This is a genomic window from Pseudocitrobacter faecalis, from assembly GCF_965231525.1.
GTDB classification, from domain to species: domain Bacteria; phylum Pseudomonadota; class Gammaproteobacteria; order Enterobacterales; family Enterobacteriaceae; genus Pseudocitrobacter; species Pseudocitrobacter faecalis.
The window spans coordinates 4,284,032-4,304,790 of sequence record NZ_CBDDNJ010000002.1 but is presented as its reverse complement, the minus strand read 5'-3'; the positions used below and the strand labels follow the sequence as shown (position 1 = coordinate 4,304,790).

18 protein-coding genes and 4 tRNA genes are annotated in these 20,759 nt (G+C 53.7%); 21 read left to right on the top strand and 1 reads right to left on the bottom strand.

Annotation, left to right across the window (positions count from 1 at the left end):
• Positions 1 to 91 precede the first annotated feature (91 nt).
• The 21 genes from trxA (at position 92) to ACOXYR_RS20745 (ending at position 18,547) form a co-directional block, all read left to right on the top strand.
• Positions 92 to 421 (top strand): thioredoxin TrxA, encoded by a 330-nt coding sequence (gene trxA / locus ACOXYR_RS20845; protein ID WP_004386384.1) that lies wholly within the window; start codon positions 92 to 94, stop codon positions 419 to 421.
• 160 nt (positions 422 to 581) lie between these two features.
• Positions 582 to 674: a rho operon leader peptide gene (locus ACOXYR_RS20840; protein WP_146745485.1), complete on the top strand. Its 93-nt coding sequence runs from the start codon at positions 582 to 584 to the stop codon at positions 672 to 674.
• 78 nt (positions 675 to 752) lie between these two features.
• Positions 753 to 2,012, top strand: a complete 1,260-nt coding sequence (rho, locus tag ACOXYR_RS20835) for a transcription termination factor Rho (RefSeq protein ID WP_001054528.1) — start codon at positions 753 to 755, stop codon at positions 2,010 to 2,012.
• 237 nt (positions 2,013 to 2,249) lie between these two features.
• Positions 2,250 to 3,353, top strand: a complete 1,104-nt coding sequence (wecA, locus tag ACOXYR_RS20830; RefSeq protein ID WP_113859160.1) for a UDP-N-acetylglucosamine--undecaprenyl-phosphate N-acetylglucosaminephosphotransferase — start codon at positions 2,250 to 2,252, stop codon at positions 3,351 to 3,353.
• A 13-nt stretch (positions 3,354 to 3,366) separates the two neighbouring features.
• Positions 3,367 to 4,413, top strand: a complete 1,047-nt coding sequence (wzzE, locus tag ACOXYR_RS20825; RefSeq protein WP_350435815.1) for an ECA polysaccharide chain length modulation protein — start codon at positions 3,367 to 3,369, stop codon at positions 4,411 to 4,413.
• A gap of 57 nt (positions 4,414 to 4,470) precedes the next feature.
• A complete protein-coding gene (gene wecB, locus ACOXYR_RS20820; RefSeq protein ID WP_350435814.1) occupies positions 4,471 to 5,601 on the top strand; it encodes a non-hydrolyzing UDP-N-acetylglucosamine 2-epimerase in 1,131 nt (376 codons plus the stop codon).
• A complete protein-coding gene (wecC, locus tag ACOXYR_RS20815) occupies positions 5,598 to 6,860 on the top strand; it encodes a UDP-N-acetyl-D-mannosamine dehydrogenase (RefSeq protein ID WP_421356209.1) in 1,263 nt (420 codons plus the stop codon). Before wecB ends, wecC begins: the two co-directional genes overlap by 4 nt.
• Positions 6,857 to 7,924: a dTDP-glucose 4,6-dehydratase gene (gene rffG / locus ACOXYR_RS20810; RefSeq protein WP_421356210.1), complete on the top strand. Its 1,068-nt coding sequence runs from the start codon at positions 6,857 to 6,859 to the stop codon at positions 7,922 to 7,924. The genes wecC and rffG overlap by 4 nt, the downstream gene beginning before the upstream one ends.
• A gap of 17 nt (positions 7,925 to 7,941) precedes the next feature.
• Complete coding sequence (rfbA, locus tag ACOXYR_RS20805; RefSeq protein ID WP_421356211.1) at positions 7,942 to 8,823, top strand: glucose-1-phosphate thymidylyltransferase RfbA; 882 nt, start codon at positions 7,942 to 7,944, stop codon at positions 8,821 to 8,823.
• Positions 8,801 to 9,475, top strand: a complete 675-nt coding sequence (gene rffC / locus ACOXYR_RS20800; protein ID WP_421356212.1) for a dTDP-4-amino-4,6-dideoxy-D-galactose acyltransferase — start codon at positions 8,801 to 8,803, stop codon at positions 9,473 to 9,475. Before rfbA ends, rffC begins: the two co-directional genes overlap by 23 nt.
• Before the next feature lie 4 nt (positions 9,476 to 9,479).
• Positions 9,480 to 10,610, top strand: coding sequence for a dTDP-4-amino-4,6-dideoxygalactose transaminase (rffA, locus tag ACOXYR_RS20795; RefSeq protein WP_189624491.1), 1,131 nt, complete (start codon positions 9,480 to 9,482; stop codon positions 10,608 to 10,610).
• A gap of 1 nt (position 10,611) precedes the next feature.
• Positions 10,612 to 11,862 carry a lipid III flippase WzxE gene (gene wzxE, locus ACOXYR_RS20790; RefSeq protein ID WP_421356213.1) on the top strand — a complete coding sequence of 417 codons (1,251 nt, stop codon included), beginning with the start codon at positions 10,612 to 10,614 and terminating at the stop codon, positions 11,860 to 11,862.
• The gene (locus ACOXYR_RS20785) at positions 11,859 to 12,938 is read left to right on the top strand and encodes a TDP-N-acetylfucosamine:lipid II N-acetylfucosaminyltransferase (RefSeq protein ID WP_421356214.1); all 1,080 of its coding nucleotides are present in this window, start codon (positions 11,859 to 11,861) and stop codon (positions 12,936 to 12,938) included. The genes wzxE and ACOXYR_RS20785 overlap by 4 nt, the downstream gene beginning before the upstream one ends.
• Positions 12,935 to 14,275, top strand: coding sequence for an ECA oligosaccharide polymerase (gene wzyE / locus ACOXYR_RS20780; protein WP_415729252.1), 1,341 nt, complete (start codon positions 12,935 to 12,937; stop codon positions 14,273 to 14,275). The genes ACOXYR_RS20785 and wzyE overlap by 4 nt, the downstream gene beginning before the upstream one ends.
• An 11-nt stretch (positions 14,276 to 14,286) precedes the next feature.
• On the top strand, positions 14,287 to 15,027 hold the full coding sequence (wecG, locus tag ACOXYR_RS20775; RefSeq protein WP_113859151.1) for a lipopolysaccharide N-acetylmannosaminouronosyltransferase: 741 nt from the start codon (positions 14,287 to 14,289) through the stop codon (positions 15,025 to 15,027).
• A 215-nt stretch (positions 15,028 to 15,242) separates the two neighbouring features.
• Positions 15,243 to 16,628 (top strand): bifunctional threonine/serine APC transporter ThrP, encoded by a 1,386-nt coding sequence (thrP, locus tag ACOXYR_RS20770; RefSeq protein ID WP_108476916.1) that lies wholly within the window; start codon positions 15,243 to 15,245, stop codon positions 16,626 to 16,628.
• Between the two features lie 102 nt (positions 16,629 to 16,730).
• A tRNA-Arg gene (locus tag ACOXYR_RS20765) sits at positions 16,731 to 16,807 on the top strand.
• Positions 16,808 to 16,863: 56 nt separating this feature from the next.
• Positions 16,864 to 16,939 (top strand) — tRNA-His (locus tag ACOXYR_RS20760).
• A 21-nt stretch (positions 16,940 to 16,960) separates the two neighbouring features.
• Positions 16,961 to 17,047 (top strand) — tRNA-Leu (locus ACOXYR_RS20755).
• A 41-nt stretch (positions 17,048 to 17,088) separates the two neighbouring features.
• Positions 17,089 to 17,165, top strand: a tRNA-Pro gene (locus ACOXYR_RS20750).
• A gap of 143 nt (positions 17,166 to 17,308) precedes the next feature.
• Positions 17,309 to 18,547, top strand: coding sequence for an anaerobic sulfatase maturase (locus ACOXYR_RS20745; protein WP_421356215.1), 1,239 nt, complete (start codon positions 17,309 to 17,311; stop codon positions 18,545 to 18,547).
• A 38-nt stretch (positions 18,548 to 18,585) separates the two neighbouring features.
• Here ACOXYR_RS20745 and ACOXYR_RS20740 read toward each other — a convergent pair whose 3' ends face one another.
• Positions 18,586 to 20,238, bottom strand: a complete 1,653-nt coding sequence (locus ACOXYR_RS20740) for a sulfatase-like hydrolase/transferase (RefSeq protein ID WP_421356216.1) — start codon at positions 20,236 to 20,238, stop codon at positions 18,586 to 18,588.
• Between the last annotated feature and the right edge of the window lie 521 nt (positions 20,239 to 20,759).

The window sequence follows — 20,759 nt, the reverse complement described above, 5'->3', positions numbered from 1 at the left end:
AATAACGTCAACCTTTGTTGGCGAAAGTAGAATCAACACGCCGTTGATTAATGCTACACAACACATCAGGCTTATTCCTGTGGAGTTATATATGAGCGATAAAATTATTCACCTGACTGACGACAGTTTTGACACGGACGTACTCAAAGCTGACGGGCTGACACTCGTCGATTTCTGGGCAGAGTGGTGTGGTCCGTGCAAAATGATCGCCCCGATTCTGGATGAAATCGCTGACGAGTATCAGGGTAAACTGACCGTTGCTAAACTGAACATCGATCAGAACCCGGGCACTGCGCCGAAGTATGGCATTCGTGGTATCCCGACCCTGCTGCTGTTCAAAAACGGCGAAGTGGCTGCAACCAAAGTGGGCGCACTGTCCAAAGGTCAGCTGAAAGAGTTCCTCGACGCTAACCTGGCGTAAGAGATCCTTATACGGGCGTGCAGTGGTCCTAAAATAGACAGGACTCTGGACGCCCGGCTTCAGTCGTGCTAAGTTAACTTTGACTTCGTTTTAAACATATCTTTGTTTGAATCTTGTTCGACCCGATACTTCCCGTTGGTACAACGCGTGAAGTTGACAGATTCCTGGCTTGTCACTCTTTCCGTCTTGTCGTTTCAGCTCTGCGTACGCTCTTGTTACCAGACCGCGAACAGACATGAGTCGATGGCCGTAAACAGGCATGGATGACCCTGCCATACCATTCACAACATTAAGTTCGAGAATTACCCCGAGTTTAAGAACCCACACCATTATGAATCTTACCGAATTAAAGAATACGCCGGTTTCTGAGCTGATCACTCTCGGCGAAAATATGGGGCTGGAAAACCAGGCCCGTATGCGCAAGCAGGACATTATTTTTGCCATCCTGAAGCAGCACGCAAAGAGTGGCGAAGATATCTTTGGTGATGGCGTACTGGAGATATTGCAGGATGGATTTGGTTTCCTCCGCTCTGCAGACAGCTCCTACCTCGCCGGTCCTGATGACATCTACGTTTCCCCCAGCCAAATCCGCCGTTTCAACCTCCGCACAGGTGATACCATCTCTGGTAAGATTCGTCCTCCGAAAGAGGGTGAGCGTTACTTTGCGCTGTTGAAAGTTAACGAAGTTAACTACGATAAGCCGGAAAACTCGCGCAACAAGATCCTGTTCGAGAACTTGACCCCGCTGCACGCAAACTCTCGTCTGCGTATGGAACGTGGTAACGGTTCTACCGAAGACTTAACCGCACGCGTGCTGGATCTGGCCTCGCCAATTGGCCGTGGTCAGCGTGGCCTGATTGTGGCACCGCCGAAAGCCGGTAAAACCATGCTGCTGCAGAACATTGCGCAGAGCATCGCCTACAACCACCCGGACTGCGTACTGATGGTACTGCTGATTGACGAACGTCCGGAAGAAGTGACCGAGATGCAGCGACTGGTGAAAGGTGAAGTTGTCGCTTCTACCTTTGACGAACCGGCATCTCGCCACGTTCAGGTTGCGGAAATGGTTATCGAGAAGGCGAAACGCCTGGTTGAGCACAAGAAAGACGTTATCATTTTGCTCGACTCCATCACCCGTTTGGCGCGTGCCTACAACACCGTCGTCCCGGCTTCCGGTAAAGTGTTGACCGGTGGTGTGGACGCCAACGCCCTGCACCGCCCGAAACGCTTCTTCGGTGCCGCGCGTAACGTGGAAGAGGGCGGCAGCCTGACCATCATCGCCACGGCGCTGATCGATACCGGTTCCAAAATGGACGAAGTTATCTACGAAGAGTTTAAAGGTACAGGCAACATGGAACTGCACCTCTCTCGTAAGATTGCTGAAAAACGCGTCTTCCCGGCTATCGACTACAACCGTTCCGGTACCCGTAAAGAAGAGCTGCTCACCACTCAGGAAGAGCTGCAGAAAATGTGGATCCTGCGCAAAATCATTCACCCGATGGGCGAAATCGATGCGATGGAATTCCTCATCAATAAGCTGGCGATGACCAAAACCAACGACGACTTCTTCGACATGATGAAACGTTCGTAAACATCGTTGAGTAGAAAAACGCCACGCTTTGCGTGGCGTTTTTATTTTGTGGTTCCATACTGTCAATCAATAACAAATTTATCACTGATAGTTATCCTTTACGGCGTCAGGATTGCTTTGTTCGTAGAATTGGTTGTAAATCAGTCAATTTTCGGCAAATCTCATCCGACTTCCTCTTCTGATGAAGGCGTATCGTGGGTATACTTTCGCTATTAATATTCTCTGCGAGTTTATATTGTGAGTTTGCTTACCGTTGGTGCTGATCTGATCAGTATTTTTCTGTTCACGACCTTGTTCCTCTTCTTTGCGCGTAAAGCAGCAAAAAAAGTGGGTTTGGTGGACAAACCTAACTACCGTAAGCGCCACCAGGGTTTAATCCCTCTGGTTGGTGGGATTTCTGTGTATGCAGGGATCTGCTTCACCTTCGGTATCGTGGATTACTACATCCCTCACGCTGAACTCTACCTGGCCTGCGCCGGCGTTCTGGTATTTATCGGTGCGCTGGACGACCGTTTTGATATCAGTGTGAAAATTCGCGCCACGATTCAGGCGCTGATTGGCATTGTGATGATGGTGGTGGGCAAACTCTATCTTAGCAGCCTGGGCTATATCTTCGGTTCCTGGGAACTGGTGCTGGGGCCGTTCGGTTTCTTCCTCACGCTGTTCGCCGTATGGGCCGCTATCAACGCCTTTAATATGGTGGATGGCATTGATGGGCTGCTGGGTGGGCTCTCCTGCGTTTCCTTTGCGGCGATGGGACTGATTCTGTGGTTTGACGGTCAGACCAGCCTGGCAATGTGGTGCTTTGCGATGATTGCCGCCATTCTGCCGTATATCATGCTTAACCTTGGTATCCTTGGCCGCCGTTATAAAGTCTTTATGGGCGATGCGGGCAGTACGCTTATCGGCTTCACCGTTATCTGGATCCTGCTGGAAACCACGCAGGGTCAGCGCCATCCTATCAGCCCGGTTACCGCCTTGTGGATTATCGCTATCCCGCTGATGGACATGGTGGCCATCATGTATCGTCGTCTGCGCAAAGGAATGAGCCCCTTCTCACCAGACCGTCAGCATATTCATCACCTGATCATGCGCGCCGGTTTTACTTCCCGTCAGGCATTTGTACTCATTACGCTTGCCGCTGCGCTTCTGGCCTCAATCGGCGTGGCTGCCGAGTATACGCATTTCGTCCCGGAATGGGCCATGCTCATATTATTTTTGGTCGCTTTTTTCCTGTATGGTTATTGCATCAAAAGAGCGTGGAAAGTGGCGCGTTTTATCAAGCGCGTGAAGCGAAGAATGCGCCGCAACAGTGGCAAAACACAAAACTTAACCAAGTAATACTGGGGATGTAATGACTCAACCATTACCGAAAGCACAATCGCAGAGTGCTGAGAATGAACTGGATATTCGCGGTCTGTTTCGCACGTTATGGTCGGGAAAACGTTGGATTATTGGCTTTGCGGTTCTCTTTGCCGTCATCGTCCTGATTTATACCTTTTTTGCCCGTCAGGAGTGGAGCGCGACGGCGATTACCGATCGTCCTACGGTAAACATGCTGGGTGGCTACTACTCCCAACAGCAATTCCTGCGTAATCTGGATGCGAAGGCGAGCCCGGCGGGCACTATCCAGCCTTCAGTAATGGATGAGGCGTACAAAGAGTTCATTATGCAACTCGCCTCCTGGGATACGCGCCGCGATTTCTGGTCGCAGACCGATTATTACAAGCAGCGTATGGTAGGCAATTCTCGCGCCGATGCGGCATTGCTTGATGAGCTTATCAACGACATTCAGTTTATGCCGGGTGACGTGCTTAAAAGTGTCAGCGACAGCGTGAAGCTGACGGCGGAAACCGCGCCGGACGCCAACAACCTCTTGCGCCAGTATGTCGCATTCGCCAGCCAGCGTGCGGCGGGTCATCTTAACGATGAGCTTAAAGGTGCCTGGGCTGCGCGGACTATTCAGATGAAAGCGCAGGTGAAACGCCAGGAAGAAGTGGCGCAGACCATCTTTAATCGCCGCATTCACAGTGTCGAGTCTGCACTGAAAGTCGCGGAGCAACACAATATTTCCCGCAGCGAAACCGACGTTCCCGCCGAAGAGCTGCCGGATTCCGAACTGTTTATGCTGGGCCGCCCGATGTTACAGGCGCGTCTGGAAAACCTTCAGGCCAGCGGGCCGACCTACGATCTGGAGTACGATCAGGGTCGCGCTATGCTCAACACGCTCAATGTTGGGCCAACACTCGACCCGCGCTTTCAGACATATCGTTATTTGCGTACGCCAGAAGAACCTGTAAAACGCACCAGTCCACGCCGCGCATTCCTGATGGCGATGTGGGGTATCGTGGGTGCGCTGGTCGGTGCGGGTGTTGCGCTGACGCGTCGTCGCGTCCAGTAACAGCATCGTCTTAATGAAAGGCGATGGGCCTGTCTCATCCAATCGAAGAGAATCGATGTGAAAGTACTGACTGTATTTGGTACGCGTCCGGAGGCGATCAAGATGGCGCCTTTGGTTCATGCGCTGGCAAGAGATCCTCATTTTGAGGCCAAGGTCTGTGTCACCGCACAGCATCGAGAGATGCTCGATCAGGTGCTAAATCTTTTCTCTATTGTCCCTGATTACGACCTCAACATTATGAGTCCGGGTCAGGGGCTGACGGAAATTACCTGTCGAATCCTTGAAGGATTAAAGCCGGTTCTGGAATCATTCAAACCGGATGTCGTGCTGGTGCACGGCGACACCACCACCACCGCAGCCGCGAGTCTGGCCGCGTTCTATCAACGTATCCCAGTCGGTCACGTAGAAGCCGGGTTGCGTACGGGTAACCTCTACTCCCCGTGGCCGGAAGAAGCCAACCGTACTTTGACCGGGCATCTGGCCATGTATCACTTCGCGCCGACGGAAACGTCGCGCCAGAATCTGCTGAAAGAGAACATTGCCGACACGCGTATTTTTGTCACCGGTAATACGGTTATCGATGCGCTGTTTTGGGTGCGCGATCGCGTGCTGAACAACGAAACGCTGCGTAATGAACTCTCCCGGCGCTATCCTTTCTTAGCGAACGGTAAAAAGATGATTCTGGTTACCGGTCACCGCCGCGAAAGTTTTGGCCGCGGGTTTGAACATATTTGCCACGCGCTGGCTGAAATCGCGGCCACCCATCCGGATGTGCAAATTGTCTACCCAGTGCATCTCAACCCGAACGTTAGCGAGCCGGTGAACCGCATCCTGGGGCATGTGAAAAACGTCATTCTGATTGAGCCGCAGGATTATCTGCCTTTCGTCTGGTTGATGAATCACGCCTGGTTGATTCTCACCGATTCCGGTGGAATTCAGGAGGAAGCACCATCACTGGGCAAACCGGTGCTGGTGATGCGTGACGCCACCGAGCGCCCGGAAGCGATTGACGCGGGGACGGTACGCCTGGTGGGCACCGACAGCCGCCGGATTGTCGACGAAGTGTCGCGCCTGTTGCACGATGAAAACGAATATCAGGCGATGAGCCGGGCACATAACCCGTATGGTGACGGCCAGGCATGCGAACGTATCTTATCAGCCCTTAAAAATAATCAGGTAACGCTATGAGTTTCTCAACCATCTCGGTAATTGGTCTTGGTTATATTGGCCTCCCTACTGCGGCGGCCTTTGCATCCCGGCAAAAAGAGGTCGTCGGTGTGGATATCAACCAGCACGCGGTTGATACAATTAACCGTGGCGAAATTCATATCGTTGAGCCAGACCTCGACAGCGTTGTGAAGACAGCGGTAAGCGCGGGACATCTGCGTGCGACCACCACGCCAGTTGAAGCCGATGCCTACCTGATTGCGGTACCGACGCCGTTTAAAGGCGATCATGAACCGGATATGATCTTTGTTGAAGCGGCGGCGAAGTCGATTGCGCCAGTGCTGAAAAAAGGCGCGCTGGTGATACTTGAGTCGACCTCGCCGGTAGGCGCGACGGAGCAAATGGCCGCGTGGCTGGCCGATCTTCGCCCGGATCTCACCTTCCCGCAGCAGGCTGGCGAAAAATCGGATATCAATATCGCGTATTGCCCGGAGCGCGTATTGCCAGGGCAGGTGATGGTTGAGCTTATCAAAAATGACCGCGTGATTGGTGGTATGACGCCGGTGTGCTCCGCGCGTGCCAGCGAGTTGTATAACATTTTTCTTGAAGGCGAATGTGTAGTCACTAACGCTCGCACGGCAGAAATGTGCAAGTTGACGGAAAACAGCTTCCGCGACGTAAACATCGCCTTTGCTAACGAATTGTCGCTGATTTGCGCCGATCAGGGGATCAACGTCTGGGAGCTGATTCGTCTGGCGAATCGTCACCCGCGCGTAAACATCCTCCAACCGGGCCCTGGTGTGGGCGGTCACTGCATCGCTGTCGATCCGTGGTTTATCGTGGCGCAGAACCCGCAGCAGGCGCGCTTGATTCGCACCGCTCGCGAAGTGAACGATCACAAACCGTTCTGGGTGATTGATCAGGTTAAAGCCAACGTGGCGGATTGCCTGGCGGCGACCAACAAACGTGCCAGCGAACTGAAAATTGCCTGTTTTGGCCTGGCATTCAAACCGAATATTGATGACCTGCGTGAAAGCCCGGCCATGGAAATCGCCGAACTGATTGCCCAATGGCACGCCGGTGAAACGCTGGTCGTTGAACCGAATATTCATCAGTTGCCGAAAAAACTCGACGGGCTATGCACGCTGGTTTCTACCGACGATGCGCTGGCTCAGGCAGACGTGATCGTCATGCTGGTCGATCACAATGAATTTAAAGCCATCGCCGCCAGGAACGTCACTCAGTCGTTTATCGTCGATGCGAAAGGGGTGTGGCGTTGAAACGAATTCTGGTCACTGGCGGGGCCGGTTTTATCGGCTCGGCGGTTGTTCGTCATATCATTGAACAGACGGCAGATTCTGTTGTGGTGGTCGATAAGCTCACTTACGCGGGGAACCTCGCGTCGTTGGCCCCCGTCGCGGACAGCGAGCGTTTTGCGTTTGAGCAGGTTGATATCTGTGACAGCGCGGCGCTCACGCGCGTCTTTGGCGAATACCAGCCGGATGTGGTGATGCATCTGGCGGCGGAAAGCCATGTCGACCGCTCTATTGACGGCCCGGCGGCTTTTATCGAAACCAATATTGTTGGTACCTACACGTTGCTGGAAGCGGCGAGAAGCTACTGGAACACGCTGGCTGATGAGAAGAAATCCGCATTTCGCTTCCATCATATCTCGACCGATGAAGTGTATGGCGATCTGCATTCCGCCGATGATTTCTTTACCGAAACCACGCCCTACGCGCCCAGCAGCCCTTACTCCGCGTCGAAGGCAAGCAGCGACCATCTGGTGCGCGCATGGCTGCGTACCTATGGCCTGCCAACGCTCATTACGAACTGCTCGAACAACTATGGCCCGTACCACTTCCCGGAAAAACTGATTCCGTTGATGATCCTCAATGCGTTGGCGGGGAAATCGCTTCCGGTTTATGGCAATGGTCAGCAGATCCGCGACTGGCTGTATGTGGATGACCACGCGCGCGCGCTGTATCGGGTAGCGACAAAAGGTGCCGTTGGCGAAACCTACAATATTGGCGGCCATAACGAACGTAAAAACCTTGAGGTGGTCGAGACTATTTGTGCCCTGCTTGAAGAGCTGGTGCCGCACAAGCCGCAGGGCGTTGCACACTATCGCGATCTCATCACTTATGTTGCTGACCGTCCGGGGCACGACCTGCGTTATGCAATCGATGCATCGAAAATCGAACGTGAACTGGGCTGGGTGCCTGAAGAGACGTTCGAAAGCGGAATGCGCAAAACCGTGCAATGGTATCTTGCCAACGAAACCTGGTGGAAACAGGTGCAGGACGGCAGCTATCAGGGCGAACGTTTAGGTCTGAAGGGTTAACCCGGAGGAGAAAACGGATGAAAGGTATTATCCTGGCAGGCGGGTCCGGTACTCGCCTGCATCCTATTACGCGCGGCGTATCGAAACAGCTACTGCCCGTTTATGATAAGCCGATGATCTACTATCCGCTGTCAGTGCTGATGCTGGCGGGGATCCGCGACATTCTGATCATTACCACGCCTGAAGATAAAGGCTATTTCCAGCGCCTGCTGGGCGATGGTAGCGAGTTCGGTATTCATCTCGAGTATGCAGAACAGCCGAGCCCGGATGGGCTGGCGCAGGCGTTTATCATTGGCGAAACGTTCCTCAACGGCGAACCTTCTTGCCTGGTGTTGGGCGATAACATCTTCTTTGGTCAGGGCTTTAGCCCGAAATTACGCAGTGTCGCCACAAGAACCGAAGGCGCAACGGTCTTTGGCTATCAGGTGATGGACCCGGAACGCTTTGGCGTCGTGGAATTTGACGACAACTTTCGCGCGGTTTCGCTGGAAGAAAAACCTAAGCAGCCAAAATCCAACTGGGCGGTAACCGGCCTCTATTTCTATGACAGCAATGTGGTGGAGTACGCGAAACGGGTAAAACCTTCCGAACGCGGTGAACTGGAGATTACCTCTATCAACCAGATGTACCTGGAAGAGGGAAAACTCACCGTCGAGCTGCTGGGGCGTGGCTTTGCCTGGCTTGATACCGGTACGCACGACAGCCTGATCGAAGCGAGTATGTTTGTGCAGACAGTGGAAAAACGCCAGGGGTTCAAAATTGCCTGCCTGGAAGAGATCGCCTGGCGTAACGGCTGGCTTGATGACGAAGGCGTTAAGCGCGCCGCCGCTCAGCTCGCCAAAACCGGCTACGGCCAATATCTGCTGGAGTTGCTCCGTGCCCGTCCGCGCCAATATTGAGCCGCTGAACTGGGAAAACCAGTTCTTCGGCATCAACAGCGCGAAGGTTTGTTTTGACGAACAGGCCGAACCGTTGACGCCGGAAGCACTCAACGGCTGGTCGCGCGTGCAGGCTAAAATCGCCGCTCATCAGACAGATCGGCTGGATGCATTACAACAGCTGGGTTTTCAATTGGTGGAAGGCGAGGTCGATTTGGCGCTGACGGTTAAAGCCGTTGCCCATTCATCTGCCGGGGTGGCGACGGTTGACGATATTCCGCAACTGCGACAGCTTGCCGCACAGGCATTCGCGCAAAGCCGTTTTCGCGCGCCGTGGTATGCCATCGACGCCAGCGGGCGGTTTTACGCGCAGTGGATTGAAAACGCGGTAAAAGGCGCGTTCGACGATCAATGTCTGGTTTTCCGCCACGATGACGGCACGATCCGCGCATTTGTTTCGCTACGTAAATTGAACGCCAGTGAGGCGCGTATTGGCCTGCTGGCCGGGCGCGGCGCGGGCGCAGAATTAATGCAGGCAGCACTATACTGGGCGCAGACGCGCGGCCTGTCGACGCTGCGGGTTGCGACGCAAATCGGCAATACCGCAGCACTGAAACGCTACATTCAAAGCGGGGCGAATATTGTCAGCACCGCATACTGGTTATACAGGTGACACCATGATTCCATTTAACGCCCCGCCGGTGGTGGGAACCGAACTCGACTATATGCAATCCGCGATGGGCAGCGGCAAACTGTGCGGCGATGGGGGTTTTACCCGCCGCTGCCAGCAGTGGATGGAGCAGCATTTTGGCAGCGCGAAAGTGCTGCTGACGCCGTCCTGCACCGCATCGCTGGAGATGGCGGCGCTGCTGCTGGATATCCAGCCGGGCGACGAAGTTATCATGCCCAGCTACACCTTCGTTTCTACCGCCAACGCGTTTGTCCTGCGCGGAGCCAAAATTGTCTTCGTGGATGTGCGTAAAGACACCATGAATATCGATGAAACGCTGATCGAAGCAGCAATCACCGATAAAACCCGCGCGATTGTGCCGGTGCATTACGCAGGCGTGGCCTGTGAAATGGACACCATTATGGCCATCGCGAAAAAGCATAATCTGTTTGTCGTTGAAGACGCTGCACAGGGCGTGATGTCGACCTATAAAGGCCGCGCGCTGGGATCTATCGGTCATATTGGCTGCTTTAGCTTCCATGAAACCAAAAACTACACCGCAGGCGGAGAAGGCGGCGCGACGTTAATCAACGATAAAGCGCTGGTGGAACGTGCGGAGATCATCCGCGAGAAAGGCACCAACCGCAGCCAGTTTTTCCGCGGCCTGGTAGACAAATACACCTGGCGTGATATCGGCTCGAGCTACCTGATGTCCGATCTCCAGGCGGCCTATTTGTGGGCACAGCTGGAAGCGGCGGAACGTATTAACCAACAGCGCCTGGCGCTATGGCAAACCTACTATGACGCGTTGCAACCGCTGGCGAAATCCGGGCGTATTGAACTGCCGTCGGTGCCGGAAAACTGCGGTCACAATGCGCACATGTTCTATATCAAACTGCGTGATAATGACGATCGCAGCAAGCTTATCGCTTTCCTGAAAGAAGCCGAAATTCTGGCGGTCTTCCACTACATTCCGCTGCATACCTGTCCGGCAGGTGAGAAGTTTGGCGAATTCCATGGGGAAGATCGCTTCACCACCCAGGAAAGCGAGCGTTTGCTCCGTCTGCCGCTGTTCTACAATCTGGCGGCGGTCAATCAGCGCACGGTGATCAATACGCTGCTGAACTACTTCGCCTGATATGTCACTGGCTAAAGCTTCCGTGTGGACCGCCGCGTCCACGCTGGTAAAAATTGGTGTTGGCCTGCTGGTGGTCAAACTGCTGGCGGTCTCATTCGGGCCGTCGGGCGTGGGGCAGGCGGGTAACTTCCGTCAGCTGGTCACTGTATTAGGCGTGCTGGCGGGCGCGGGGATTTTTAACGGCGTTACTAAATTTGTTGCCCAGCATCATGACGACCCGACACAACTGCGTAAAGTGGTCGGTACCTCGTCGGCGATGGTGTTGGGGTTCTCCACGCTACTCGCTCTCGTTTTCCTGCTGGCTGCAGCACCTGTCAGCCAGGCGCTGTTTGGTCATACGGAATATCAGGGGCTGGTGCGTCTGGTTGCGCTGGTACAGATGGGCATCGCGTGGGCAAACCTGCTGCTGGCATTGATGAAAGGCTTTCGCGATGCGGCGGGCAATGCGCTCTCCCTGATTGCCGGGAGTTTTATTGGTGTTGTTGCCTATTACGCCTGTTATCTCTTTGGTGGATATCAGGGCGCGCTGCTCGGCCTGGCGCTGGTTCCGGCGCTGATCGTTATCCCGGCGGCGGTCATGTTGACGCGTCGCGGCACCATTCCGTGGGGATACCTGAAGCCGCGGTGGGACACGTGGCTTGCCGGTCAATTAGGCAAATTCACCCTGATGGCGCTCATCACCTCGGTTACGCTTCCCGTGGCGTATGTGATGATGCGAAACCTGATGGCGGCGCATTATAGCTGGAATGAAGTGGGGATTTGGCAGGGGGTAAGCAGTATATCCGATGCTTACCTGCAATTTATTACGGCGTCTTTTAGCGTCTATTTGCTGCCTACGTTATCGCGATTGACAGGAAAATCGGAGATTACCCGTGAAATCCTCCGATCCCTTAAGTTTGTCTTACCCGCCGTCGCGGCGGCGAGTTTTACCGTTTGGATATTGCGCGATTTCGCTATCTGGCTGCTCTTCTCCGCGAAGTTTGCCGCTATGCGCGACCTGTTTGCGTGGCAGTTGGTGGGCGATGTGCTGAAAGTCGGCGCTTACGTATTTGGTTATCTGGTGATTGCCAAAGCGTCGCTGCGCCTGTATATCCTTGCGGAAATCAGCCAGTTTACGCTGCTTACTGCGTTTTCACACTGGCTGATACCGGCGCATGGCGCGCTGGGCGCGGCACAAGCCTATATGGCAACCTACATTTTTTATTTCGCCCTTTGTTGCGGCGCGTTTTTAATCTGGCGTAAACGGCTATGACAGCACTGATACATGTTCTGGGATCGGATATCCCTCACCACAACCAGACCGTACTCCGCTTCTTTTCTGAAGAACTGGCAGGCACCAGCGAACATGCGCGCCAGTTTATGGTGGTGAGTCGTGACGAAAGCCTGGTGGCGACATACACCGCTCTGGCCATCGAGTGCTACCCCGATAAAGCGACGCTGGCAAAAGCGGTGGTCGCGCGGGCGAAGGCATCACGCGCGCAGCATTTCTTTTTCCACGGCCAGTTCAATACGGGCCTGTGGCTGGCGCTGCTGAGTGGCGGTATCAAACCTGCGCAGTTTAACTGGCACATTTGGGGGGCGGATCTCTACGAAGTCTCTCAGGGGCTGAAGTTCCGTCTGTTCTATCCGCTGCGCCGCATGGCACAGGCGCGGGTGGGATGTGTATTCGCCACGCGCGGCGATCTCAGCTATTTTGCTCGTATACACCCTCGCGTACACGGTGAACTGCTTTACTTCCCGACACGCATGGATCCGGCGTTAAATACGCTGGCACCGGGCGCGCCGCGTAGCGGGAAACTCACCATTCTGGTAGGGAACTCCGGCGATCGCAGTAACGAGCATATCGCCGCGTTAAAAGCGGTACATCAGCAGTTTGGCGACACGGTCACGGTAATTGTGCCGATGGGCTATCCGGCCAATAACGACGCGTACATTAATGAGGTGCGTGCCGCCGGGCTGGCGCTGTTTAGCGAAATGAATCTGCAAATTCTCAGCGAAAAGCTGGAATTTGACGACTATCTGGCGTTATTACGCCGCTGCGACCTGGGCTATTTTATTTTTGCCCGCCAGCAGGGCATTGGCACGCTGTGTCTGTTGATTCAGGCGGGTGTACCCTGCGTGCTCAATCGGCAGAATCCCTTCTGGCAGGATATGACTGAGCAGCACATCCCGGTTCTGTTTACGGAAGACGCGCTGGATGAAGCGGTTGTGCGTGAGGCCCAGCGTCAACTGGCGCTGGTGGATAAAAGCGCGATTACTTTCTTCCGTCCGAACTATCTGGGGCCCTGGCATCGTGCCCTGCGTTTAGCCGCCGGAGAGCCGACATGACGGAAATGCAATTCACTGGCCTGTTTGTGGTGTGGCTGCTGTCGTCACTGTTTATCGGCACGCTCACCTGGTTTGAGTTTCGTCGGGTGCGTTTTAACTTCAACGTTTTCTTCTCGTTGCTGTTTCTACTCACGTTCTTCTTCGGCTTCCCGCTCACCTGTACGCTGGTGTTCCGCTTTGACGTGGGCGTTGCGCCGCCGGAAGTTCTGCTGCAAACGCTGCTGGCCTCGGTCTGTTTCTACGCCGTGTACTACGTGAGTTATAAAACGCGCCTGCGTCCGGCGTCGTCCGGCGTACCGCGCAGGCCGCTGTTCACCATGAACCGGGTAGAGACTAACCTGACGTGGATCCTGCTGATGGGGCTGGCGCTACTGACGGTTGGCATCTTCTTTATGCATAACGGCTTCCTGCTGTTTAAGCTGCGCTCGTACAGCCAGATTTTCTCCAGCGAAGTGTCCGGCGTAGCACTGAAGCGTTTCTTCTACTTCTTTATTCCGGCGATGCTGGTGGTGTACTTCCTGCGTCCTGGCTGGAAAGCGTGGATCTTCTTCCTGCTCAGCACCGTGGCATTTGGTTTACTGACCTACGCCATTGTCGGCGGCACGCGCGCCAACATTATTATCGCCTTCGCCATCTTCCTGTTTATTGGCATTATTCGCGGCTGGATCTCGTTGTGGATGCTGGTGGCGGCGGGCGTGATGGGGATTGTCGGCATGTTCTGGCTGGCGCTGAAGCGCTATGGCATGAACGTGAGTGGCGACGAAGCGTTCTACACGTTCCTTTATCTGACGCGTGATACTTTCTCGCCGTGGGAAAACCTGGCGCTGCTGTTGCAGAACTACGACAAAATTGATTTCCAGGGGCTGGCGCCGATTGCGCGCGACTTCTATGTCTTCATTCCAACCTGGCTGTGGCCAGACCGTCCCGGCGTTGTGCTCAATACCGCCAACTACTTCACCTGGGAAGTGCTGAATAACCACTCCGGGCTGGCAATTTCCCCGACGCTGATTGGTTCGCTGGTGGTGATGGGCGGCGTGTGGTTTATCCCACTGGGCGCGGTGGTGGTGGGGCTTATCATTAAGTGGTTCGACTGGCTCTACATGCTGGGTAATGAAGAGACCAACCGCTATAAAGCGGCCATTCTGCACAGTTTCTGTTTTGGCGCTATCTTCAATATGATCGTGCTGGCGAGGGAAGGACTGGATTCATTTGTTTCGCGCGTGGTCTTTTTCCTGGTTGTTTTTGGCCTCTGTTTACTGGTGGCAAAACTGTTGTACTGGCTGTTTGAAAGCGCGGGGCTGGTTCACCAGCGATTTAAACAGCTTAAGCATGTTTGAAAAGGATACTCATGACTGATTCACATACCGCGCCAACCTACGAGCTGCGCGGTCTGAAGCTTGTCGGCTGGCGCAACATGCAGCATGCGCTGGACTTTCTTTATGCCGATGGGCAGCTCAAAAGCGGCACGCTGGTGGCGATTAACGCCGAGAAAATGCTGACGGCGGAAGATAACGCCGACGTCCGCACGCTTATTAACGCGGCGGAATATAAGTACGCCGATGGCATCAGCGTGGTGCGCTCGGTACGCAAAAAATACCCGCAGGCGGACGTCTCGCGCGTGGCCGGAGCCGATCTCTGGGAAGCCTTAATGGAACGGGCGGGCAGAGAGGGTACGCCAGTCTTTCTGGTGGGGGGGAAACCGGAAGTGATGGCCCAAACGGAAGCGAAGCTCCGTCAGCAGTGGAATGTGAATCTGGTCGGCACGCAGGACGGCTATTTTAAACCGGAACAACGGCAGGCGCTGTTTGAGCGCATTCGCGACAGCGGGGCGAAAATTGTCACCGTCGCTATGGGCTCGCCTAAGCAGGAGATCCTGATGCGTGACTGCCGTGAAATCTATCCGGATGCGCTCTATATGGGCGTGGGTGGCACCTACGATGTCTTTACCGGCCACGTGAAGCGCGCGCCGAAGTTCTGGCAGAATCTGGGGCTGGAGTGGCTTTACCGTCTGCTTTCACAGCCGAGCCGCATTACCCGCCAGCTCCGCCTGTTGCGCTATCTGCGCTGGCACTACACCAATCAGCTGTAATCCTTTCCTGAAAATGTGAATGATTGCGCAATATTTGCGCGATTCATTCGCATATTTAATACTTTGTTTGCCATTTATCAAAAATTGTTAAACCATTCGCACCCTTGATGGAAAATCCGTCTGTTTTTTGATATCCCCCTACCTGTAAGCGTTATGCGTTTTACACATAAAAATAACCGGCAATGACCGGAAATCATGCAAACACAAGAGGATTTATGGCAGAGAAAAAACCGGAGCTCCAGCGCGGTCTGGAAGCCCGTCACATTGAATTAATCGCCCTTGGCGGCACCATTGGTGTCGGCTTGTTCATGGGTGCTGCAAGTACACTTAAGTGGGCTGGTCCGTCAGTACTGCTGGCCTACATTTTGGCTGGGGTATTTGTCTTCTTCATTATGCGTTCAATGGGCGAAATGCTGTTTATCGAGCCGGTCACCGGGTCGTTCGCCGTTTACGCGCACCGCTATATGAGCCCGTTCTTTGGCTATCTCACCGCGTGGTCCTACTGGTTTATGTGGATGGCGGTGGGGATCTCGGAAATTACCGCCATTGGTGTCTATGTACAGTTCTGGTTCCCGGAGATGGCGCAGTGGATACCGGCGTTGATTGCCGTCGGGCTGGTGGCGCTGGCGAACCTGGCGGCGGTGCGCCTGTACGGTGAAATTGAGTTCTGGTTCGCGATGATTAAAGTCACCACCATCATAGTGATGATTGTGATTGGCCTCGGCGTGATCTTCTTCGGCTTCGGTAACGGCGGCCACTCGATTGGTTTTGAAAACCTCACGGCACACGGCGGCTTCTTTGCGGGTGGCTGGAAAGGCTTCCTGACGGCGCTCTGTATCGTGGTCGCCTCCTATCAGGGCGTTGAATTAATCGGCATGACCGCAGGTGAAGCGAAAAACCCGCAGGTCACCCTGCGCAGCGCGGTAGGTAAGGTGCTGTGGCGTATCCTGATTTTCTATGTCGGTGCGATCTTTGTCATTGTCACCATCTTCCCATGGAATGAAATCGGCACTAACGGCAGCCCGTTTGTCCTGACTTTCGCCAAAATTGGTATTACGGCCGCGGCGGGAATTATTAACTTTGTAGTACTGACGGCGGCACTTTCCGGCTGTAACAGCGGGATGTACAGCTGTGGCCGTATGCTTTACGCGCTGGCGAAGAACCGTCAGCTTCCTGCGGCGATGGCGAAAGTTTCGCGCAGCGGTGTTCCGGCGGCGGGGGTTGCGCTCTCTATTGTGATTCTGCTGATTGGCTCCTGCCTCAACTACATCATTCCAAACCCGCAGCGCGTGTTTGTTTATGTGTATAGCGCCAGCGTTCTGCCGGGCATGGTACCGTGGTTTGTGATTCTGATTAGCCAGATTCGCTTCCGTCGCGCGCACAAAGAAGCGATTGCCAGCCATCCGTTCCGCTCGCTGCTCTTCCCGTGGGCCAACTATTTAACGATGGCGTTCCTGGTTTGTGTGCTGATCGGCATGGGAATTAACGAAGATACCCGCATGTCGCTGTTTGTCGGGATCCTCTTTTTAGTGGCCGTTACCCTGGTTTATAAAGTTTTTGGCCTGAATCGGGGAGTGGATCTGCAAAAAGTGGAGAAATAAGCGACAAAACGCACAAACCCTGAGCAAACGATAATTTTCTTTAAAAAGGCACTAGACAGCGGGGTGGGAAGTCCGTATTATCCGACCCCGCAACGGCGCTAAGCGCCCGTAGCTCAGCTGGATAGAGCGCTGCCCTCCGGAGGCAGAGGTCTCAGGTTCGAATCCTGTCGGGCGCACCATTTACCCGGTGCTGGAGCTGCGGTGGTTTTGATAACCGCGTAAAAGATTTGCAGTGGTGGCTATAGCTCAGTTGGTAGAGCCCTGGATTGTGATTCCAGTTGTCGTGGGTTCGAATCCCATTAGCCACCCCATTATTTAAAAGTTGTGACAATGCGAAGGTGGCGGAATTGGTAGACGCGCTAGCTTCAGGTGTTAGTGTTCTTACGGACGTGGGGGTTCAAGTCCCCCCCCTCGCACCACGACTTTAAAGATTGAACTAAAAATTCAAAAAGCAGTATTTCGGCGAGTAGCGCAGCTTGGTAGCGCAACTGGTTTGGGACCAGTGGGTCGGAGGTTCGAATCCTCTCTCGCCGACCAATTTTGAACCCCGCTTCGGCGGGGTTTTTTGTTTTCTGCGCATCGCGCACATTTCTGAATTTCCCGCCATTCGCAAAAAACGCCCCTTTCGCAAATCTGCATATCACTATGATGGCGGATTCTGATGCTTAAGGATGGCGACGATGTCACACCAGATCCCAATCCGCGCGTTTCATGCGATGGCGAAACCCAGCGGATCCGAATGCAACCTCAACTGTACTTACTGTTTCTACCTGGAAAAGCAGGCGCTTTATTCCGACGCTGGTACGTGCTCGCGGATGAACGATGCGACGCTGGATGCTTACATCAAAAACTATATTGCTGCCGTTGAAGGGCAGGCTGAGGTGGCGTTTACCTGGCAAGGAGGTGAGCCGACGTTGCTGGGGCTAGACTTTTACCGGCGTGCAGTGGCATTACAGGCGAAATATGGCGCGGGTCGGCGCATCAGTAACAGTTTTCAAACCAACGGCGTGCTGCTGGATGATGAGTGGTGTACCTTTTTCCTGGAGCATCACTTTTTAATCGGCCTGTCGCTGGATGGCCCGGCAGATATTCACAATGCATATCGCCTGACCAAAGGCGGAAAGCCGACGCACAAGCTGGTGATGCGCGCACTGTCGTTACTCCAAAAACACGGCGTTGACTACAACGTGCTGGCCTGCGTAAACCGGCAAAGCGCGCTGGAACCGCGAAAAGTGTATGATTTTCTCTGCGAGGCTGGGGTGCAGTTTATCCAGTTTATTCCGGTGGTTGAGCGACAAGCCGGAACGTGGGAAGCCAAAGCAGGCCTTTCTTTGCATGGGCCCGGAAGCGAAAGCGCGGCAGAGGGGGTCACGGAATGGTCAGTCCGTCCGAGAGCGTACGGTGAATTCCTGACGGCGGTGTTCGAACGCTGGATCCAGCGCGATGTTGGCACTGTCTTTGTAATGAACATTGAATGGGCATTCGCTAACTTTGTCGGCGCGCCAGGCGCGGTTTGTCATCATCAGCCCACCTGCGGACGCTCGGTGGTGGTGGAGCATAACGGCGATGTTTACGCTTGCGATCACTACGTTTACCCGAAATATCATCTCGGCAATCTTCATCACCACACCTTTGCAGATATGATTGATGTTCCCGCTCAGCAGCAGTTTGGGCAGGATAAATATGCGCGCCTGCCATTGGCCTGCAAGCAGTGCGACGTATTAAAAGCGTGCTGGGGGGGTTGTCCCAGGCATCGCTTTATGCCCGGAAATGACGGCGATATAAACTATCTCTGCGAGGGATTCCGTCACTACTTCCGCCATTTACCACCCTATCTGAAAGCGATGCGCGACCTGATCGCCAGCGGCCGCCCGGCCAGCGATATCATGAAGGCGCATCTGATTTTTCCGCAAAAATAAAAAAGCCCGCTGATGATCGGCGGGCTTGTGTCCATGCGTTACAGTTTGATCTGCACTTTAGGTGGATACTTCTTCAGAATCTCCATGTAGGCATGCGCTTCTGTTTGCAGCGGCACACCCATCGGGATATGACGCACCCCGATAGAATCAGACTCCTGTGGATCGGTGTAGAGGTTAAAGACCATTGAGCCGGCGGTTGGCATCACGGCGCCGGTGAAACCGCCCTGATAACCACTTTGTGTAAAGGCATACGGCTGTTGGATGACCATATGGTACTTGAACTCATCCATACGAACCGCCGCCAACTGACCATTCAGGAAATAGTGCTCGGCCTTACGATTAGACTGACCATTGTCGCCTACGAAGAACGAGGTCTGGTCTACGCCATCGATAAAGGTGGTCTTCGGTACCAGTTTCGCCACTTCCGCGCCCGGATGCCCGGCCAGATCCAGCGTGGTCGGGAACAGGTCGGCGAGATCGACAATGCCATCAGATTTACGCGGCTGAATCATTCCTTTCCAGTAAACAAACGTTGGTACGCGCACGCCGCCTTCCCAGGTTGATCCTTTAGAGCCGCGGAACGGCGTACGACCATGCGGCGGCACTTCCGCTTCCGGGCCGTTATCGGAGGTGAAAACAATCAGCGTATTCTCGAGCTGACCGGTTTTTTCCAGCGTTTTATACAGATTGGCGAAGATATCATTCATCTCAACCATGCAATCGCTGTAGGAGGTGCGCGCCGGAGAACTGCCCGCGTATTTCGCATTCGGGTAGTTATCGAAGTGGCAACCGCGCGTACCGTAGTAGAGGAAGAATGGTTTATCGCTCTTCGCCATCTTATTGATAAAGTCGACGCCGTATTTCATCCAGCGCTGATCGAGATCTTCCATATACTTCGGCGTGATATCGGCAACGGCTTCCTGCTTACCACCGCGTACGGCGTGAACATCATCCTTGCTGAACGGCAGTTTTTTGATGTATTCCGAACGTGCCGGGCTGAGTGCCACTTCCGGGTTAACGTTCACGTCACGCCACTCGGTGTACATATCCGATACCGAATTAAAGCCGCGGAAATCGTCAAAGCCGACATTCTGCGGCTGCGAGCCTTCATTTTCGCCCATGTGCCATTTACCGATGGCCTGCGTCACGTAGCCCTGATCGTGCAACAGTTGCGGTAGCGTGGTGAGCCCTTCCAGCCCGCCAGGCATGCCATACATCGGTGGCATCAGAATGCCATGGTGAACGGAATACTGCCCGGTCAGAATAGTGGCGCGGGTTGGAGAAGAACTTGGCTGCGAATAGGCAGAAGTGAGAATTAACCCCTGGCTGGCGACGGCGTCAATATCTGGCGTTGGGTTGCCCACCGCCACACCGCCGCCGTTAAAGCCGACGTCCATCCAGCCGACATCATCCAGCAGGAAAATCACCACGTTCGGTTTCTTACCGGTTTTTTTCTGCAATTCAGCCAGTTTCTGCTGAGTTTGTTTGTCCTGCGCCGGATGCTGCATAACCGGCATCATGTTATCGGCAATTTTGGTTGCCGGGGTAACCAGGTACTGGTTAGGATGATCGTATCCCGCAAAGCCTTTACGCGCGGTGGCGGAAGCTGTTGTATCCGCAGCGTAGGCCAGGACAGGAAGGGCTGCAGCCATCGCGACAACAAGCAATTTTGGTGAAAAAGAAAAGTCCATTATTAATGCTCCGTTTTCATATCTTCCACATGAAGGAGTAATTTCGCAGTGAGGCGCATAAATATAAATTTCTGTAGAGATAAAAGATCATGCGCTTCATCATCCTACTCTCCAGACGTATGATTTGTAAGATAATGGAATGGCATCTCTTTGATTATTATTGCGGTTTTTAATTTTTTGCGAATGATTTATTTATATTTCATATGAATTCAATTATTAAATATACCCATAATTATATTTTTAATGAATGGGCGTTTATTATTTATTCTCCAAATGAATTTATAAAATAAATATCATGTTATTTGATTGGGGTAGAAAAGAAATACAATTTTTGTACAGAAAAATCCCATTCCTTCAGAAAGGGGATGATTTTGTGTCAAAGTGTGTGCAATAATGCGCGCCGTAGATGCTCATTCCATCTCTTATGCTCGCCTTCTGGCCTCATAAACTCAGGAATGACGCAGAGCCGTTTACGGTGCTTATCGTCCGATGACAGATGTCGCTCAGGCCTCATCAGACAC

What these genes read in the sequence shown, in the direction of transcription:
- trxA (WP_004386384.1), top strand. Translation starts at nt 92, where the DNA reads ATGAGCGATAAAATTATTCACCTGACTGACGACAGTTTTGACACGGAC.
- rho (WP_001054528.1), top strand. Translation starts at nt 753, where the DNA reads ATGAATCTTACCGAATTAAAGAATACGCCGGTTTCTGAGCTGATCACT.
- wzzE (WP_350435815.1), top strand. Translation starts at nt 3,367, where the DNA reads ATGACTCAACCATTACCGAAAGCACAATCGCAGAGTGCTGAGAATGAA.
- wecC (WP_421356209.1), top strand. Translation starts at nt 5,598, where the DNA reads ATGAGTTTCTCAACCATCTCGGTAATTGGTCTTGGTTATATTGGCCTC.
- rfbA (WP_421356211.1), top strand. Translation starts at nt 7,942, where the DNA reads ATGAAAGGTATTATCCTGGCAGGCGGGTCCGGTACTCGCCTGCATCCT.
- rffA (WP_189624491.1), top strand. Translation starts at nt 9,480, where the DNA reads ATGATTCCATTTAACGCCCCGCCGGTGGTGGGAACCGAACTCGACTAT.
- wzxE (WP_421356213.1), top strand. Translation starts at nt 10,612, where the DNA reads ATGTCACTGGCTAAAGCTTCCGTGTGGACCGCCGCGTCCACGCTGGTA.
- ACOXYR_RS20785 (WP_421356214.1), top strand. Translation starts at nt 11,859, where the DNA reads ATGACAGCACTGATACATGTTCTGGGATCGGATATCCCTCACCACAAC.
- wzyE (WP_415729252.1), top strand. Translation starts at nt 12,935, where the DNA reads ATGACGGAAATGCAATTCACTGGCCTGTTTGTGGTGTGGCTGCTGTCG.
- wecG (WP_113859151.1), top strand. Translation starts at nt 14,287, where the DNA reads ATGACTGATTCACATACCGCGCCAACCTACGAGCTGCGCGGTCTGAAG.
- thrP (WP_108476916.1), top strand. Translation starts at nt 15,243, where the DNA reads ATGGCAGAGAAAAAACCGGAGCTCCAGCGCGGTCTGGAAGCCCGTCAC.
- ACOXYR_RS20745 (WP_421356215.1), top strand. Translation starts at nt 17,309, where the DNA reads ATGTCACACCAGATCCCAATCCGCGCGTTTCATGCGATGGCGAAACCC.
- ACOXYR_RS20740 (WP_421356216.1), bottom strand. Translation starts at nt 20,238, where the DNA reads ATGGACTTTTCTTTTTCACCAAAATTGCTTGTTGTCGCGATGGCTGCA.